The organism is Parabacteroides sp. Marseille-P3160 (assembly GCF_900162725.1).
In the GTDB taxonomy this organism is placed as follows: domain Bacteria; phylum Bacteroidota; class Bacteroidia; order Bacteroidales; family Tannerellaceae; genus Marseille-P3160.
The window spans coordinates 1,578,824-1,597,175 of record NZ_LT799418.1 but is presented as its reverse complement, the minus strand read 5'-3'; the positions used below and the strand labels follow the sequence as shown (position 1 = coordinate 1,597,175).

11 protein-coding genes are annotated in these 18,352 nt (G+C 42.8%); 7 read left to right on the top strand and 4 right to left on the bottom strand.

Annotated features, from left to right (window positions below):
* The 6 genes from BQ8014_RS19345 to BQ8014_RS06365 form a co-directional block, all read left to right on the top strand.
* The coding region (locus BQ8014_RS19345) for a SusC/RagA family TonB-linked outer membrane protein (protein WP_234997996.1) at positions 1-1,242 on the top strand (1,242 nt) is incomplete at its 5' end.
* On the top strand, positions 1,197-3,443 hold the full coding sequence (locus BQ8014_RS06385; RefSeq protein ID WP_080903643.1) for a SusC/RagA family TonB-linked outer membrane protein: 2,247 nt from the start codon (positions 1,197-1,199) through the stop codon (positions 3,441-3,443). The genes BQ8014_RS19345 and BQ8014_RS06385, both read left to right, overlap by 46 nt.
* Positions 3,444-3,454: 11 nt before the next feature.
* Positions 3,455-5,266 carry a RagB/SusD family nutrient uptake outer membrane protein gene (locus BQ8014_RS06380; protein ID WP_234997995.1) on the top strand — a complete coding sequence of 604 codons (1,812 nt, stop codon included), beginning with the start codon at positions 3,455-3,457 and terminating at the stop codon, positions 5,264-5,266.
* Between the two features lie 160 nt (positions 5,267-5,426).
* Positions 5,427-6,998 carry a beta-N-acetylhexosaminidase gene (locus BQ8014_RS06375; protein ID WP_080903641.1) on the top strand — a complete coding sequence of 524 codons (1,572 nt, stop codon included), beginning with the start codon at positions 5,427-5,429 and terminating at the stop codon, positions 6,996-6,998.
* 158 nt (positions 6,999-7,156) lie between these two features.
* Positions 7,157-8,185, top strand: a complete 1,029-nt coding sequence (locus BQ8014_RS06370) for an aminotransferase class I/II-fold pyridoxal phosphate-dependent enzyme (protein WP_080903640.1) — start codon at positions 7,157-7,159, stop codon at positions 8,183-8,185.
* 95 nt (positions 8,186-8,280) lie between these two features.
* Positions 8,281-9,009, top strand: coding sequence for a lysophospholipid acyltransferase family protein (locus BQ8014_RS06365; RefSeq protein ID WP_080903639.1), 729 nt, complete (start codon positions 8,281-8,283; stop codon positions 9,007-9,009).
* A gap of 5 nt (positions 9,010-9,014) precedes the next feature.
* Here BQ8014_RS06365 and BQ8014_RS06360 read toward each other — a convergent pair whose 3' ends face one another.
* The 4 genes from BQ8014_RS06360 to BQ8014_RS06345 form a co-directional block, all read right to left on the bottom strand.
* Complete coding sequence (locus BQ8014_RS06360) at positions 9,015-10,490, bottom strand: capsule assembly Wzi family protein (protein WP_369808824.1); 1,476 nt, start codon at positions 10,488-10,490, stop codon at positions 9,015-9,017.
* Between the two features lie 13 nt (positions 10,491-10,503).
* The gene (locus tag BQ8014_RS06355; RefSeq protein WP_080905853.1) at positions 10,504-11,067 is read right to left on the bottom strand and encodes a DUF2179 domain-containing protein; all 564 of its coding nucleotides are present in this window, start codon (positions 11,065-11,067) and stop codon (positions 10,504-10,506) included.
* Positions 11,068-11,141: 74 nt separating this feature from the next.
* Entirely contained in the window at positions 11,142-12,152 is a 1,011-nt protein-coding gene (locus tag BQ8014_RS06350; protein WP_080903637.1) for an alpha/beta hydrolase, read from the bottom strand.
* Between the two features lie 113 nt (positions 12,153-12,265).
* Positions 12,266-14,608: a monovalent cation:proton antiporter family protein gene (locus tag BQ8014_RS06345; RefSeq protein ID WP_080905852.1), complete on the bottom strand. Its 2,343-nt coding sequence runs from the start codon at positions 14,606-14,608 to the stop codon at positions 12,266-12,268.
* A gap of 433 nt (positions 14,609-15,041) precedes the next feature.
* On the opposite strand from BQ8014_RS06345, the gene BQ8014_RS06340 reads away from it, so the two are divergent.
* Complete coding sequence (locus BQ8014_RS06340; protein ID WP_080903636.1) at positions 15,042-18,326, top strand: SusC/RagA family TonB-linked outer membrane protein; 3,285 nt, start codon at positions 15,042-15,044, stop codon at positions 18,324-18,326.
* Positions 18,327-18,352 lie beyond the last annotated feature (26 nt).

The window sequence follows — 18,352 nt, the reverse complement described above, 5'->3', positions numbered from 1 at the left end:
CCTAAGTCGATCTTTAGGAAACAAAAATGTTTTTCTATATTTTTTGCCATTCTATGTTTTTGTTGTACGCATTTTTGCTTGGCTGAAAGCTTGTATTCGCAGATAACAAAACTTTCGGTTTCTTCGAAAGCCAAAACGATTAAAGATATCTTCTCGGATATTGAAAATCAATCGGAATATGTTTTTATATATCTGGATGAGAATGTGAATTTGGAAAAAAAGATCTCGGTAGATATAAAAAACCAAACGGTCGATAAAATATTGGATCTTGTCCTTGCCTCTACAGACAATACATACAAGATTATGGACCGTCAGATTTACGTCACGAAAAAGACTACCAGCCCCGAAGATAAAAATGAGCAAAAACAACAAAACCAGTCTGTTTCCGGAACAGTAAAAGATGCAAGTAATAATCCGTTGATTGGAGTAAACGTTATTGTAAAAGGAACCTCAACTGGGGTTATGACAGATGTTGATGGACATTTTACAATTTCGGTACCCGAAGCAAATGCTGTATTGGTGTTTTCTTATGTCGGATTCATCTCCAAGGAAAAAACCGTAGGGAAAAATACGGTTATAGATGTGATTTTACAAGAGGATGCTATGCTTTTGGAAGATGTGGTTGTAGTTGGTTACGGAACGCAAAAAAAGGCGAATCTGACAGGTGCCATTTCACAGGTTGATTCAAAGGTTTTTGAAAACAGACCGGTGACTTCGGCTACTTCTGCCTTGCAGGGAGCATTACCCGGTGTAAATATTAATCCGACCAATGGAAATCCGAACGCATCGTTAGATATGAATATTCGTGGTACTACCTCTGTTAACGGCGGTAGTCCCCTTGTGCTGATTGATGGAGTGGAGACAAGTATGGCTTTAATTAATCCGAACGACATTGAAAGTGTTACTGTTTTGAAAGATGCGGCTGCTTCTTCTATCTATGGTGTGCGCGCCGCTTACGGTGTTATTTTGATTACAACCAAAAAGGGAGAGAAAGACCAAAAGCTAAAGATAAATTATTCCGGAAATGTAAGTTGGTCGCGCGCAACAGTTATGCCGGAATTTACCGATAATTCCTATGATCATGCAACATTCGTAAACGAAGCGTTGGCAAGGGAAGGCATTACACCTATATATGATGCAACGCAATATGCCGCCATAAAGGATTATTATGAAGATCCTACTGGTAAAAATACTATATTAAAGACGGTTCTTATTATTACATCGGTCATTATAACTGGGTAGACAGACTGATTAGCAAGGCCATTCCTAAGCAAAATCATAATATCAGTGTTTCAGGAGGATCCGGGAAGACGACTTTTTATTCTTCTTTCGGTTTTTCAAAACAAAATGGTCCGTTAAAAATCAGACCTGATATTTATGAAAGAAAGAATGCGCGTTTGACAGTAGAGAACAATACCTACGATTGGATGACGCTCGGATTGAAAATTTCTTATAATACCAAAACCTACGACCAACAACATACTTACAAGGACAATTTATATCACGCAATTGTTTTTTCCAGTCCAACGCGTGGCGGAGAATGGGGAGGGGATCCGGATTATCCCCAGTATGACAAATACGTCGGTTATTTCTTCGAAGATCAATCTCCTTTGGGATATCTGACGGAAGGTAGCCGGGATAAAATAAAAGCGAATGAAGTCGTGCTCTCTCCCAGCCTGGATTTACGCCCTTTAAAGAACTGGAACATTCATCTCGATTTTACTTATAACAGACTTTCAGAGAATACAACGACTTTGGCGACAAAGATTGATAAGTTTCTAACGAATAAGTTTATAGAGACATATGGGAATAGTACGAGCGATTTTTATCAAGTAGATAAAAGCGACCAGGAATATATGTCATTTAATGCTTTTACGGACTATTCGTTTTCGTTGAATGAGAAACATAATTTTAAGGCCTTATTGGGTTTTAATCAAGAAGTAACAAAATATGGTATTACTTCAGGCAAGTTAGAAACGTTGTTAAGCGGTGACATACCCTCCCTAAGCCTTGGTACCGGGACGAAAACGGTTTCCAGTAATGCGTACGATTGGGCCCTGCGAGGAGGATTCTTCCGTTTAAATTATGACTTTGAAGGTAAATACCTGTTAGAGGGCAACCTACGTTATGATGGAACTTCCAGATTTCCTAAGGATGATCGTTTCGTCCTGCTTCCATCTTTTTCAATCGGATGGCGGGTCAGTGAAGAGAATTTCATGAAATTTACGAAACCGTTATTTGATAATATCAAGCTAAGGGCCTCTTACGGAAACCTGGGAAATCAGTTGTTGACATCAAGCAGTTGGAGTGGAAATACAAAATATTATCCGTATATTCCATTAATGTCAAATGGATTGACCAGTAATTATATGTTAAGTTCGTCGGCAGTCGCTTACGTAGATCCTTATGCTTTAACTCCGGCTTCACTTACATGGGAAAAGGTTTCAACCATAAACGGAGGCCTTGACCTTACTTTGTTAAATAATCGTTTTGATTTTTCTTTTGATATTTATAACCGTACCACAAAAGATATGTTGTTTTCTCAGGATGTGCCATCCCTATTAGGAGCTTCGGCGCCCGTGAAGAATTCCGGTGAGTTGCAAACAAAAGGATGGGAGATCACAGCCTCCTGGAATGATAAGATTGGAGATGATTTCAATTATCGTATCGGGCTGTCGCTTTTTGACTCCCAAGCTAAAATCACCAAATTCGAAGGAGGAAACCGCAGCATTAGCGGTTATTATGAAGGCAAAGAGATCGGAGAAATATGGGGCTTTGAAACGGTCGGCTTTTTTACTTCCGCAGAGGATGTGGCAAATAGTCCGTCTCAATCCGCCATCAATAGCGGAACTTGGACGGCTGGCGATATTAAGTATGCGGATTTAGACAAATCCGGCTCTATAACGAAAGGTGCCAGCACGGTGGAAGACCATGGCGATTTAAAAGTAATAGGAAATACAACGCCGAGATATAATTTCGGTATCAATTTGAACGGTAATTATAAAGGTTTTTATACGACCCTCTTTTTCCAAGGCGTTGGAAAGCGTGATTTCTGGCCTTCCGCGCAAGCCTTCTGGCCGGTTTCCACCCAGTATTTCAATACGCAGAAATGGTTTATTACCGATTCCTGGAGTGAAACCAATACGGATGCTTATTTTCCTATACCCAGAGCTCGGAATACAAAGAACCAGCAGTCCCAAACAAAATATTTGCAGGATGCTTCGTATATCAGGTTAAAGAATTTCACGGTCGGATATGTTCTTCCTTCAAATATTGTGAAGAAAGTGAAGCTGAGTAATGTGAATCTCTATTTTAGCGCTGAAAACATGTGGGAACATTCCGGGGTGAAAGGAGCTTATGATCCCGAAGGAATGGCGAATGCAGGGGCTATGTATTATCCACTTGAAAGAACCTATTCAATCGGTATTGATTTAACATTTTAAATAGTTTAATTATGAAAATCGTCAATAATATTTCCTTAATAATAACAGCCTTAATAATAGGCTTTGGTTGCAATGACGGCTTTCTCGACAGAGAACCGATAATGGATGTAACGAATAATAACTATTGGAAGACGACGGCTGAACTGGAATTATACAATAATGGCATATATGATTTATCCGGGAATAATTCAACCTATTTGTTTCTAACAGGTTTTGCTAATGGTTCGAACTCTCCGACATACAGTAATATGGCGATGGAATACCGTTCGGATAATGGAGCATCGAATGAGGGTACTCATAATCTGTGGCGAAATATAGCTGCGGGACTAAATACCACATCGGATGCATATGGATGGAATTGGACGCTGCTTCGCCGCTGCAACGTTTTTCTGGATAATTATTCGAAGGTAGATGCAAGTGACGACCAGAAGAATCAATATGCCGGTGAGGCTTACTTTTTCAGAGCTTGGTTTTACATGGATAAAATCCAGCAGTTTGGAAAAGCTCCTCTTGTAACGAAATCTCTGACAGAGGAGTCTGAAGAGCTTTATGAAAAACAGGCAAGCCGGGCTGATGTAATGGTGCAGGTTTTGTCCGACATCAATAAAGCGATTGATTATCTGCCGAATAGTTGGTCGGGAAGTACGCTGCGCGTTACAAAAGACGTTGCCTTGGCGTTAAAATCCCGTATTTGTCTCTTTGAAGGTACTTATCGGAAATATCATACGGAGCTGGGATTGCAAAGTACGGCAAATGATTGGTTATCTGAGTGTGTTAGTGCTTCTCAAGACTTGATGAATGGGAAAAACGGAAACAATTATGTTATATATTCGTCAGGCAATCCTGATTCTGACTTAAGAGCTTTGTTTATTCAGCCGGATTTATCTTCTTTTTATGGAAACGGGAAAGAGGTCATTTTTTACCGCCAGTATGCTTACCCTGGGGTGGCCCACCGGCAGAGCGGTTATATTTTTGCGCAGACGGCAGGTCCCAGTAGGGATTTTGTTGAAGATTTCTTGTGTGTCGAAAGCGATGGCTCAGCGAAACCGGTAAGACTTAGTTCTACGTATAAGGATGATACTTATCTTGAGCAATTTGATAACCGGGATCCGCGACTTGGACAAACAGTGTTGGATCCGAGAAGAGAAATGGAGATTTTAAAAACGCAAATAGGTTATCCCAGGGTTCCCGGAATGACCGGTTGGATGTCTCCCACAGGTTATTATTATATACGTTCTTATGAATATGATGATGCACAGAGGGGAAATCCGCAGGAAATAAATGATTATCCTCTTTTCCGTTATGCAGAAGTCCTCTTAAATTATGCCGAGGCGAAAGCTGAATTAGGTACCATTACTCAGGCAGATTTGGATGCAAGCATCAAGCCGCTGAGAGATCGTGTAAATATGCCTAAATTGGAGCTTAACCCTTCCATGGATCCCAAATATGCAGATGAAGGACTTCCCTCTTTACTGATTGAGATAAGACGCGAAAGGCGCATTGAACTGGCTTATGAGAACTTTAGGTATTATGATCTGATGCGATGGAAACAGGGTACAAAATTATCCAAACGTATATTGGGTACTCGACTTGAAGATGCGGATTACAATGCATTGGTTCAGCAAAATAATGGAAAAGCTTTATCGATCACAAGAATCACTGTCGATGGAAAGAAATACATCGATGCGTATGCCGGTACTAATTACGCAGTGGAAAAGAGAACATTTGACGAATCGAAAAACTATTTACTACCTATTCCTATCAGTGAATTTGCTAAGAATCCGAACTTGGAACAGACAGAGGGTTGGCCAAAGTCTGAATAAATACTCTTAATTTCCTAAAAGCTGTTTTGTTCTCAAAACAGCTTTTAGCCTTTTTATCATACAAGAATATGAAAAAAAAGAGGAATACTAAATTTAAGAAATCTTCTCTATTGGGAAAAGATTTATATTAGCCAATGTAATTCTCTAAAATCAAAATATTATGAAGTTTAAAATATTATTTCTTGTTTTTTCCTTATGGACTGCTATTCCATTATCATCACAAGTTTTATTTCCATCTCCACAAATATACAGTCTTGAAAAAGGTATATTCAATATAACAACAGCTACAAAAATAAAAGGGAATTCTACTTATGCCATTCAATTGGCTGATAAACTATCGGGCCAGTTGAGAGGACTATCGGCAAGTGATTCTTCCCATAATATTATTCTTTTGAAACTTTTATCCAATTCTACGTCGAACACGGGAGAAGGATACAGCTTAGATGTAAAAGGAGACACTGTATTACTGGAAGCGACTTCGGAGGCTGGGTTGTTTTATGCAAAAGAAGCTTTGTTACAGTTAGCCTGTTTTGGCAAAGGAAAAATTCGTTATTGTCATATTCAAGATACTCCACGTTATCAATGGAGAGGATTCATGCTTGATGAAAGCCGCCATTTCTTCGGGAAGGAGAAAGTAAAGCAATATTTGGATATTATGGCATCATTGCGATTGAATGTTTTTCATTGGCACTTGACAGATGAACCGGGGTGGCGCATCGAAATAAAAAAATACCCCAAATTGACTCAAATAGGAGCAATTGGTAATTGGCATGACCCTAAAGCTGCTCCGAAATTTTATACACAAGAGGATATTAAAGAAATCGTAGCTTATGCTACCGAACGCCATATAATGATTATTCCGGAAATAGATATGCCTGGACATGCTACGGCGGCTTGTAAAGCATATCCTGAATATTCCAGCGGTGGAGAGGGACGATGGAAGGATTTCGCCTTCAATCCCGGAAATATAAAAACATACCAATTTATCAGTGATGTATTGGATGAAGTTGCGCAATTATTTCCTTCTCCCTATATCCATATAGGTGGGGATGAAGTTCATTATGGTAATCAGAGCTGGTATACGGATACAGAAATACAGGATTTCATCAAAAAACAGGGTTTAACAGATGAAAAAGAATTGGAGTATTATTTTTTACGTCAAGTTGCTTCTATCGTATCGAGTAAGGGTAAGACCATGATTGGCTGGGATGAAATAGTAGATGCGGGTATTGCGCCTGATAAGGCAGTGGTGATGTGGTGGAGACATGATAAAGAATCACAGTTGGTGAAGGCTCTGGAACAAGGTTACCGAGTTATACTTACTCCACGCCGACCAATGTATGCCGATTTTATCCAATTCGCTTCTCATAAGGTCGGCCGTCAATGGAATGGCTATAATACAATTGAAAATGTCTATAACTTTCCTACTCTAATCATGCATTTGACAAAAGGGTATGAATCGCAGATTCTGGGGATGCAAATGTCTCTATGGACGGAACGTGTAGCTGATGAAAAACGCCTGGATTTTATGACATTTCCCCGACTTATAGCACTTTCGGAAGCTGCCTGGGTATTTGAAAAAAATAAAGAATGTAGTTTATTCATGCAACATTTGCCAGTTTTCCTTAAATATTTAGACTCATTAGGCGTATATTACTTCAATCCTTTGGATCCCAAGTCTATTGAAGAGCCACAATCCCCGGAAAAGGAAGATGTAATACAGAATGGTTAGGGTGTAATAAGTAATTATGCACTTTTTATTTGAAAAAAGTGCGCCTGTCGCTTTACCAATTATATTAGATATTGTTTAAATTTTCCAAGAACTGATTTTGAGAAGAATAATTCGTATTTTTGTTCGCCATAAGGCAAGGTAAGCTTTAAAAAAAAAAGATGTTATTCGGACACGGCGACGATTTTTATAATGCACAGAATGAGGTGCGAATCAATTTCAGTTCCAACGTCTGGCACGGAGCGATATTGGATCAACTAAAGAAACATTTGGAGGAACAATTCGACCAATTGAAACGCTATCCCGAGCCGGATGCCGGAAGTATCCGGCGTTTGCTCTCCCACCGGTTCGAAATCCCGGAGGAAAGCGTTTTGGTTACCAACGGCTCGATCAGCGCCTTCTATTTGATTGCCCAAGCCTGGCAGGGCGCCCAATCGATGATCCCCATGCCGGCCTTCGCCGAGTACGAAGATGCCTGCCGGCTTTACCAACACCGGTTGAGCTTTTTCCCTACATCGGAAGACTTGGCGGCACTATCCGTGGAAGGACAAGATCTCTGCTGGATATGTAACCCGAACAATCCCGACGGAAAGTTCTGGCGGCGGGCGAACTTATTATCGTTCATTGCCGCCCATCCACAAACCGTCTTCATTGTGGATCAGGCGTATGCCTCTTTCACCGTCGAAGAGACACTGAGGCCGGAAGACCTGAAAAACCATAAGAACCTGATTTTAATTTATTCCATATCCAAGGCGTATCATATCCCCGGCCTTAGGATCGGCTATCTGATGGCGGATAAGGAATTGGTCGCCCGGATCTATCCCTATCTGATACCCTGGTCGGTGAATGCGCTCGCGATAGAGGCAAGCCGCTTCATACTGAGCCATCCGGCACAGTTCACTTTGCCGATCCGCAAATGGCAGCGCGAGACAGTCGAGTTCATCTCCCTTCTCTCCCGGTTGGAGGAACTGGAAGTTCTGCCGACCTCCACGACCTTTTTCCTGGTTCGCCTGAAAAAAGGGAAAGCATCCGGACTAAAAGAGTATCTGTTAAAGAAGAAAGGAATCCTGATCCGGGATGCCTCCAATTTCCGGGGATTGGACGGATCCTATATCCGTCTGTGCACCCAAACGGCCTCTGAGAACCGGGAATGCGCGGAAGGTATCAAAGAGTGGCTCGAACAGGTATGATTTACCGGAAAATAAGCAGGAACGGGTAGTTTTTCTTATGAATAAGTTGGCTGAATCATAGAAGCGTTTATCTTTGTAATTATAAAAAGAAAGTTATGCAACGACTATTCTATACCGTTTACTTATGGTTCATAGCCGCCCCTATTTTTATCATCCTGACCCTATTGACCTCATTGGTAACCATTGGCGGCTGCATGTTGGGAGGTGAGAAATTTTTCTCTTACTATCCCGGTAAGATTTGGTCACAGCTAACCTGTTATTTACTTTTATGCCCTGTAAAGGTGAAAGGGCTCGAGCATTTTCATCGTAAGCAATCCTATATTGTTATCGCCAATCATCAGGGAGCATTCGACATTTTCCTCATCTACGGATTCTTGGGGCTTCCCATCAAATGGATGATGAAGGCAGGCCTGGGAAAGATTCCCTTTGTCGGTGCGGCATGCCGGGCTGCCGGGTTCATCTTTGTCGATAATTCGACTCCTAAATCTGCAGCTAAAAGTGTATTGGAAGCGGAAAGAGCAATCAAAAAAGGAGGTTCCCTCGTCATTTTCCCGGAAGGTTCCCGCACGCCGACCGGAAAGATGGAGCGCTTTAAGAAAGGCGCTTTCCAAATTGCCATAGACCTGCAATTGCCGATTCTTCCGGTGACGCTGAATGGCCCCTATGACATCCTGCCGATTCATTCCCGGAAACTCCGCCCGCACCGGATGGAGATGATCATCCACCCTCCCCTTTCGACCGACCGGATGCATAAAGACCTGCAGAGCCTGGCGGATGAAGCGAGAACCCTGATTGCTTCCGGATTATGGGAAAAATACCGCTAACGGAATCACCACTCTTTTAGCAACCCTCTTTTAGAGACAGAGAGACTGAAGCCGGCCGAATTGCCAAGCATCTTCCCTTGATCTACGGCAAAAGAACCTTTAAAGTTCCACCCCCTAAGACGGGAAGGCTGGTAATTGATGTCCAGCAAACAGGCCGTCGCCTCTTTCTTTTGTAGAAACGGAGTAGCATGTTGGCCCCAACTGTTCATCAAAGTAAGCAGGAAACGATAGGAAAAGGCGCCGGAAAGGCTGCCTTCCAACCCGATATGCCAGTCTTTGATACGGTTATTCGGAAAACCGAGTTGTCCTCCTTCGTTATATTCGGGAGATAAAACCAACGGACTACCTAACGAACGGTTAAAATAGGAGACCCCTGTTGTATATTCCCCGTTGTTATAATAATTGTCGCTTCCGCCTCCCCGCCCGGAATGTTGCGTCCGGTCGAAGTTTATAAAATGAAACGGTCCGGACTGGTCACGCGTATCGACGTATTCAAGGACGACTTTCCGCAGCCAGGGGAAACATCCGGTCTGCAACTCCAGTCCCCAGAGTCCATCAGTCTTGTTCTTAAATTCCATCCCCGACTTATCGTCAAAATAATGCTGGTAGTAGGCATGAGCCGCCCAATCCTCCTGCGTATAGGAAAGTTTGAAATCGTAGGTCCCGAAATGATTACCCAAGACGTTGACCTGATCGGACTGGGTCGCTCCGGCCCCGCCTTCCCTTCCCAGCACAATCCGGGCAAAGTCCTTCAGCGACTGGGGTTGCTTCCCGTTCTTTAAATGGTCGCCTCCCCACTGCGCCCAATGCCTTACGCCGAAAGTAAAAGAAAGAGGCAGGGAACCATAGGAATCATTTATTTTCAGCAAAAGCGATTTGTGATGCCATAAGACATCTTTACTATAGACCTGGGCGGCATTGCTGAAATCACGCAGATAATCCGTATCAAAAGAGCGTCCGACGGCAAAATCGCCTTTAAAATGCAACCAGCCGTTTGTCAACGGTATGGTGACAAAGCGGGGAAAGCTTAGGTTGATCTCGGGAATCGGCCTTGCATTAGATGATTGCACTAAGTCGCCGCTACCGAGATCCCGATCCCAGAGAGAGGCGTACCTTTCCTGGCTTCCAATACTTAATTGCAGCACTTTATAGGACAGGTTGGCATAAAGCTGCTGGATGAACACTTTTTTATAACGGGGACTCGCTCCGGCCAGTTCGAGCCCGGCCGACCAATGAAATCCTTTGCCGAAAGAACGGTGATGAAAGACGCCTGCTTCCAGATAACCATTACCTGCATCGAGGGGGACGATTCCGTAACGGTTGCTTGCCATCCAGAAAGGAGTATTGGAACCTGTTGCGGCGGAACCGAATGCTTCAATTCGATAAGCCGTCGCCTCCACGATCTCCTTTTCCTGCCCTACGGTGGAAAACGGAATTGCCAACAGGAGAATTGCGGCCCAAAGGCCTTTTTTAAATTTTATCATTCCATTTATTTTATTTTCCGGGTCTTTTATAAGCAAAGATCGACGTCGATCTCTCGAATATGCCACGCTGTTTGGAACGGATGTCTTCTATCAGGAAGAATGCGTCCGGATCATACGAAGTAATGAGTCGCTCCACTTTTTTACCGGATTTCCTGTTAATAACCGTTTCCACAATATCAACCTTGGAGACGGAACCTTCTCCGTGCATACAAGTAGAACCGAATCCGTTTTTATTAAGCAATTGAGCCAAACCCTTTCCTTCTTTCCTTGTGAAGACACGGAAAAGAATCACTCCGAACGCCACCCGTTGCTCAATTAAAATTCCCACATAGTTTCCGGAAGCATATCCTGCAGCATAAGAAAGGTAAGAGACCATATCGTTTGCACGGGATAAGACCTGCGAAATGATTACAATCCAGATAAAGACTTCAAAGAAACCGATAATCGGCGCTTTATACCTTTCTCCTTTCGATACGAAAATAATACGAAGCGTACCTAAAGTCACATCGCAAATACGGCCGAAAAAGATAATAAAAGGAAGCAGCCATGGATAGTTATCAATAAAATCAAACATAACGCGCATTTTTTAGGTTTAACGCCGGTAAAGATAACAAAATCTGTCATCTTTCCAGTTCTCATCCCTCCTGTTCACGGCTCCTGATCTTCCAGCCAGCGGAAAATCGCCCGGTACGCCTGATCTCGCGCCGGCCTGGGAGAAAGAATCAGGTCATGCAGCCCGCCCGGTATGACTTGCCGGGTCACATGCGTTCCTAATTCGGCTCCGTATTTTTGAATATCTTCCACGTCCAGAACCACATCCGAACGGAGATAGGTATCCTTCCATTCCTCGGTTTCCTTCGCCGACCGGTCGGAAGAAAGCACCAAGACCGGGCAAGCCAGCGAAAGTCCTTTCCTTATCTGGCAATGCCCCCGGTGAATAGCGCGTAACCAGGCAGCCCGTTTCGGGTGTCCGAATGACTTCTTCCATTCGGTATTAAAATTCCACTCCCCTCGTTCTTCCTTCAGTAAACTTCTGGCATAATTCGACATTCCTCCCCCGCCCTGGACTTTCCACCGGGGAAAGAAACGGCCGAGAAAAGAGACCACCGGTATGCCGATCTTTTCCATAAGCCAGCTCGTATTCATATCTAGAAAAGGGCTGTTCAGCACCAGTCCGGAGACTTTCGCCTCCTTCCTGCAATGGAGATAAAGGGGGGTGATCAGCCCGCCGGTCGAATGGGCCATCAGATAGACAGTTTCATTCCCTTCCGCCCGGATGACACTCAACGCCGTATCGATATCGGCAAAGTATTCCTCCAGACCTCTGCAATAAAAAGCATCCTGATAGGGACGGAGCGAACGTCCGTATTTCCGCAAATCGAGTGCATAAAAATGGTAACCATGCGCTACGGCACTGTCACCCAATTCCTTTTGAAAGAAATAATCATTATAGCCATGTATATAAAGAATAGCCCGCTTGCGAGGCAAAACCGTATCTTTCTTGACCAAAGTGCAAACCACCGGTCCCTCGGCATCGGGCTCCATCCGGAACGTGCGGAACACATACCGATCCCCCAGCACATCCGGCCGGTATTGGGCGGACAAGCCAAAACATACGCACCAAAACAGAGTGAATAGAATAAGAGCACGCCTTTTCATAGAAAAGAATTTAAACCGTTTGACATCCATGTTCCGTCACCTTTATCCCGATCGTTTTTTCCTATTGTATTTCGTTGCCGTCAGCAGTACTGATTACTTTCATTTGTTTGCATTCAGGACACTTCGTCATTAAACCTCAGGCAATGGAAATTTTCCTGCAGCGTCGCATTGATACTCTCTCTATTGCCTACAATCCAGATAATATCATTCTTCCGAAAGACAGTCGATGCTTCCGGATTAATTTCATATCCGCTGCTACGTTCTATGCCTACGACGAAGCATTTCCCCCGGCGCCCCATTTCAGATTGCAAAAGGCTTTTCCCATGCAACCCGGAATCTTCATCAATAACCAGCGAGATGCATTTGATCTTCGAGGCAGGATCGCTATCTTGCATCCGTGCAAATTTATGAATTGTTTTCAGAGAAGCCCGGTCGAGCGTTATGTTATTTTTATCCGTTGCCAAGCAATTTATCTGTAAAATATTACCGACTACGGTAATAATATCATTCGCCTGCAAAATAAAATCGCCATTCGGGAAATAGATGTCTTGCCTGTTACGAAGCACTTCGACGATCAACAGCCCGTATTTCGGCCTGAAATCCGTATCTTTCAACATCACATTCTCATACTGGAATCCGGGATCAAGCTTAAAACTCCCGGCATATAGATTCTGCTCGATCCAACTTTCATTGTCCAGGTCGAAGGCGGTGACTTTCCCCTTTCGTCTCGACTGTTTTTTCCTTTCATTTATGAGCCGTTGATTGAAATTGACCACAAAGCGGTATTCCATATTCCAATATAATTTCAAAAGAAATTTGGAACGCAACAAGATGAAAAGTAACAAAACGGCTACAATCGCGGAAATCCAAACCGGAATATCCAGGAATCTCCAAAAGATATAATAGGCAAAAGCAAAAGCGATCAGGTAACGGATCACGATCAGAGCGGAAAGGACGAACCTGTACCTGAAGTTTCGCTTCCAGAGCTTCAAGATAAGATAAGGCTGTTCCCCTCCCTTGTAAACAATCCCTTTCAGGATGGGTGCGATAATGACCAGGATGAGCAGGAGGGCGATGTTATTCGACCAGAAGGCCGGGATAAAAGTTGCCAGGTAAGGTTGCAGGAAATTAATGGCCAAGACAAGGATGGCGATCCCCAGAGAGACAAATATAATGAGGTTAAACAGGTAACTTCTCAGAAAAGCCCCCCAATCCGAAACAGGTTGCGGGTTTGCCAATTTCTTATCTTTTTCGATAATCTTACCGGCCCAGGAAGCCGGGATCTTTTTCATCATAAAACGATAAAAACCTTCTCCCGAAGCCATCAGATAAGGTGTTGTAAATGTAGTCAGGATAGAAACGGCAATGATAATGGGGTAGATATAGCTTTCAGTCAACCTGTAAGTAATAGCTGTTCCCGCCACGATAAAAGCGAACTCCCCGACCTGCGCCATACTGAATCCCGATTGGATGGATACCTCCATGGATTCTCCGGAAAGCCGGGCTCCGACGGCGGTAAAAACGATTTTACCGACCAAAACCAGGAGCGTTATGTATATTATGCTCTGGTAGTGTTCCACGATGATGGCCGGATCCATCATCATCCCTACCGAAACGAAGAAAATAGCGCCGAAAAAATCTTTTATCGGTTTAGTGACCCTTTCTATATTTTCCAGGGAAATCGTTTCGGCAAGAATAGAACCCATGATGAAAGCGCCCAAAGCCGAAGATAATTCTACTTCGGTAGCGAACACGACCATCCCCAAACATAATCCCAAAGAAACGATAAGTAACGTTTCGTCATTAAGCCAGCGCCTGACTTTTTTCAGGAATGTCGGGACAAGGAATATGCCACATACAATCCATACGACCATAAAGAAAATCAATTTTCCTGAACTTAAAAGGATTTCGGCGCCTTCGAAATGGCGGCTAACAGCCACCGTCCCCAGGAAAACCATAACCAAAATAGCAAATAAGTCATCGAAAATCAAGATTCCGAATACGACTTCCGTAAAATGCTTTCCTTTGAATTTAGGATCTTCAAAACCCTTGACTATGATAGTCGTAGACGATAAGCAAAGCATACAGCCGAGAATCAGGCTTTCCCAATAACCCCAACCCATCCACTGGCCTAAGAAATAGCCCGTAATGCCCAGTCCGAGTATAATCATCAGCAGACAGATAAAGCCGGTTCTTCCATTGCTAAGAAGTTTCTTGAAACTGAATTCGAGGCCCATGCCGAACAAAAGGAAGATCACTCCGATCTCTCCCCAGATATGGATGCTCGCAGTGTCGGCCACTGTCGGAAAAAAGTCGATATACGGCCCCGTAAAAAATCCCGCAATAATATACCCTAACACAACAGGCTGTTTCAACCATTTAAAGACAAGAGTAACAATGCCCGCTATGATGAGCATGAAGGCCAAGTCGCTAATAATTGGAGGCAAATGTGTCATAATCAATTTTAGTTTCTTGAATTCGTATACATAATAAGCATCACAAACATCATCGGATAGTCCCCGGAAATCATGGATAAACAACGGCAGGTTCTTTCCCGCCTTAAAAACTCCAAGTCAAATATACTAATTTTGATTCGATTTACCATATCGTATAAGCGAAAGCTTCGACCTGTTGGCCGGCGCTTTCCTCCATAAAACATTCACAACCGCCGGAAAAAGTTAATAACAACAATAACAGAATACTCATTATATAAAATGATATAAAAGCGTTTCAAAATACAAACAAAAGGATTATATAAACAACCGATAATTATTAAATATTAATTAATTCTACCTGTAAAATGTAACAATTCTTTTAGACTTGCTTAATAAAGACTAAACAAATCTCATACACCTTTGTGACAGAGTATCAATATATTTATAAAAAGTAATGAGGAAAAGAAAACAGTTTTTATTAATGATTCTTTTATTTTTAAACCTTGGTTATGTATCATTCGTATCCGCCCAAGGAAGAGCGGTTAAAGGAATCGTAGTGAATGAAGAAGGAGAAGCCATTATCGGAGCTTCTATCTTAGAAAAGGGGACATTGAATGGTACTGCAACCGACATCGACGGTAATTTTTCACTATCATTGACAAGTTCAGATCCTGTATTGCAGATATCGTATGTCGGATATCTTAAACAGGAGGTAAGAGTGACGGGAAATTCGTCTTTACGAATTATGCTTAAAACGGATAATCTAAATTTGGATGAGGTCGTGGTAATAGGCTACCAAACCATGCGAAAAACCGATGTAACGAGTGCCATTTCAAGTATCAAAGCTAATGAACTGAACCTTACGACTCCCTCTGTAGGGCAAAGCCTGGTAGGGAAAGTTGCAGGAGTACAAATATCACAAGTAAGTGGAGCCCCTTACAACAGCACCAAAATAAGGGTCCGTGGAACAGTTTCTGTCAATTCCAGTTCCGATCCTCTCTATGTAATCGACGGTTATCCTTCCAACGAAGATCTCTCTCTTAATCCGGAAGATATAGAATCCATTGAAGTATTAAAAGATGCCGCTTCAGCCGCCATTTACGGTTCACGGGCGGCAGGAGGGGTTATCCTTATCACGACAAAACGCGGAAAAGAAGGGAAGGCAAAAGTTGACTATAGTTATCAACTCAGCATAAACCAACTCAGTAAAAAAGTAGACATGTTGAATGCCCAGGAATTTACGGAACTGCATGTAGAAGGGCACAACACGGCTTATAAAAATTTACTTCTAAGCAAAGGAATTCAATGGAATGACCAAATGTATAGCGATACCAATCAAAAACGGGCGGAACGTTTAGGCTCTTATAACAGCGCGGCCATGATCCCCGAATTCATGTATGATTTCGCTTCCCAAAAAGTAATTAGTCCTCAATATGATACGGATTGGCAGGATGAACTTTATCGCAATGCTCCGGGACACCGTCACAATCTTGCCGTAACCGGAGGCAATAAAGGGGTCCGTTACAATGTAAGCGGAAGCTACCAGATGTTGGATGGTATTATCGTTTCTACGAAACAAGATCGCCTCAACCTTAGAAGTAACATCGATATTGACGTATCATCCAAATTTAAAGTCAGCGCCAATTTTGCCACCACTTACACATGGAACCGGGAAGTGCGTGAAGGCCGTTTCAATCAAGGCCCGATCTTGGGTGCTTTAGTATATGCTCCCATCTTCAGATGCTATGACGAAAATGGTAATATTATAAAGAATGAAATGGCTTCTTATGCTGGAGATTATGCTTTTCAATCGATAGAAAATCCGGTTGCCTTGGCTACGGAGACTAAAATCAGTCGCAATAGAACGCATAATACTTATAATCTGACAGGTTCCTATGAACTAATCAAAGACCTCTTTATAAAGGCAAATCTCGGAATGTTTAATATTGCCGAAAAGTATGAATTTTATCTGCCGACCAGCTTAAGCAGCGGGAATAATTCTCCCTACTCTCCCGAAGCGAAGGCGGCGGCTTATGCTTTGGCAAAAAGTACCACCCAACAAGATTACCTGGGAGAGTTTACGGCAAATTATACAAAAAAATTAGGAGAGCACTCCTTGCAAGGGGTTACAGGTTTCTCGTTACAGAAAAATAAACTTGATGTACTCGAAGTTCAAGGGTCCGGATATGAAGATGATCATATTCCGGAAGTCACAGGACACGGAGCGGATCCGGCAGACATATCATTGACTAACAATACAACCAAATCCAATTGGTCGATGGTTTCCTATTTCGCCCGTTTAAACTATAACTATAATGACCGTTACTTCTTCACCGCTTCTTTTCGCGGTGACGGATCATCCTTATTCGGGCCGCTGAACCGCTGGGGGTATTTCCCATCGGTCTCAGGAGGGTGGTCGATTTCCAACGAAAAATTCTTTCAGGATGGAATCGGAAACAATACCACTCTTAAGCTTAGAGCCAGTTGGGGACTTAGCGGAAATAACAATATCGGAAATTATAAATATGCACAGGTTATGAGTTCACCTACCGGGACCGTAATCGGAGGAAGCGTTGTCTCTTCAATGTATCCGGGTAGTTTTATGGATCCTGCTTTAGGATGGGAATCTACATCACAATTGAATATCGGATTCGATTTGGGTCTTTTTAATCATCGGTTGGATCTCTCAGTAAACTTTTATAATAGTATTACAGAAGATCTGTTATTCAACCAAACTATTTCAGCAGCATCCGGTTCGACCTCTTATTTGACGAACTTACCTGATTCCAAAATAAGAAATCGCGGACTCGATCTTCAATTGGATACAAGAATTATTTCTCGGAAAGATTTCAATCTGAATTTAAGCGGCAATATATCCTTCAACAAAAACAAAGTATTGGATCTCGGGGGGGCAAGCACCATTATCACAAATGGAGCGGAACGTTCTTATATGACACACATCACACAGGAAGGCGAGCCGATAGGTATGTTTTACGGTTTTAAAGTAAAAGGCATGGTTCGTGAGGCGGATATGGCGAACATTGCCGCAGACGACCAATATTATAATGCAGCGACCCAGTCTTTTCCCGATGGTTATGTCCTGAAAGGGCCTGCCCGTTCTACCTCGCAGACCACCTCATTGGCTCCGGGGGATCTGTATTTTGAAGATGTAAATGGTGATGGTGTAGTCAACGATGAGGACAAACAAATCATCGGATCCCCCCATCCCGATTTTATCTATGGATTCAATCTGAATAGTAATTTCAAAAACTTGGATTTTTCCGCTTCTTTCAACGGTTCGTACGGCAATCAGGTATTGGACGGACAGGACTATTATATATTTAATATGGAAGGTTCCGGAAATCAATACAAAGAGGTGGCTCAACGTTATAGAAACGAGGAGAATCCGGGCAACGGCAAAATATACCGCGCTTCACGCGGTGGAACCCAGAGCAACAGCACCCGCTTATCTACCTTTTACCTTCAAGACGGCTCATTCCTGAGATGTACGAATATTACTTTAGGCTACAGCATTCCGGAAATATCCCGGCTTACCAATGGAAACATAGGAAGACTTCGGATTTATGCGGCTATAGACAATGCTTTTACCCTATCGAAATATAAAGGATATAATCCTGAAGTGGATTATAATGATGGCACGAACCTAACCCCCGGAGTGGATTATGGAAAATATCCGTTAGTAAGGGCCTATAATTTAGGCATTCAACTATCTTTTTAAATGCGAACCAAACAAACAAAAGAAAA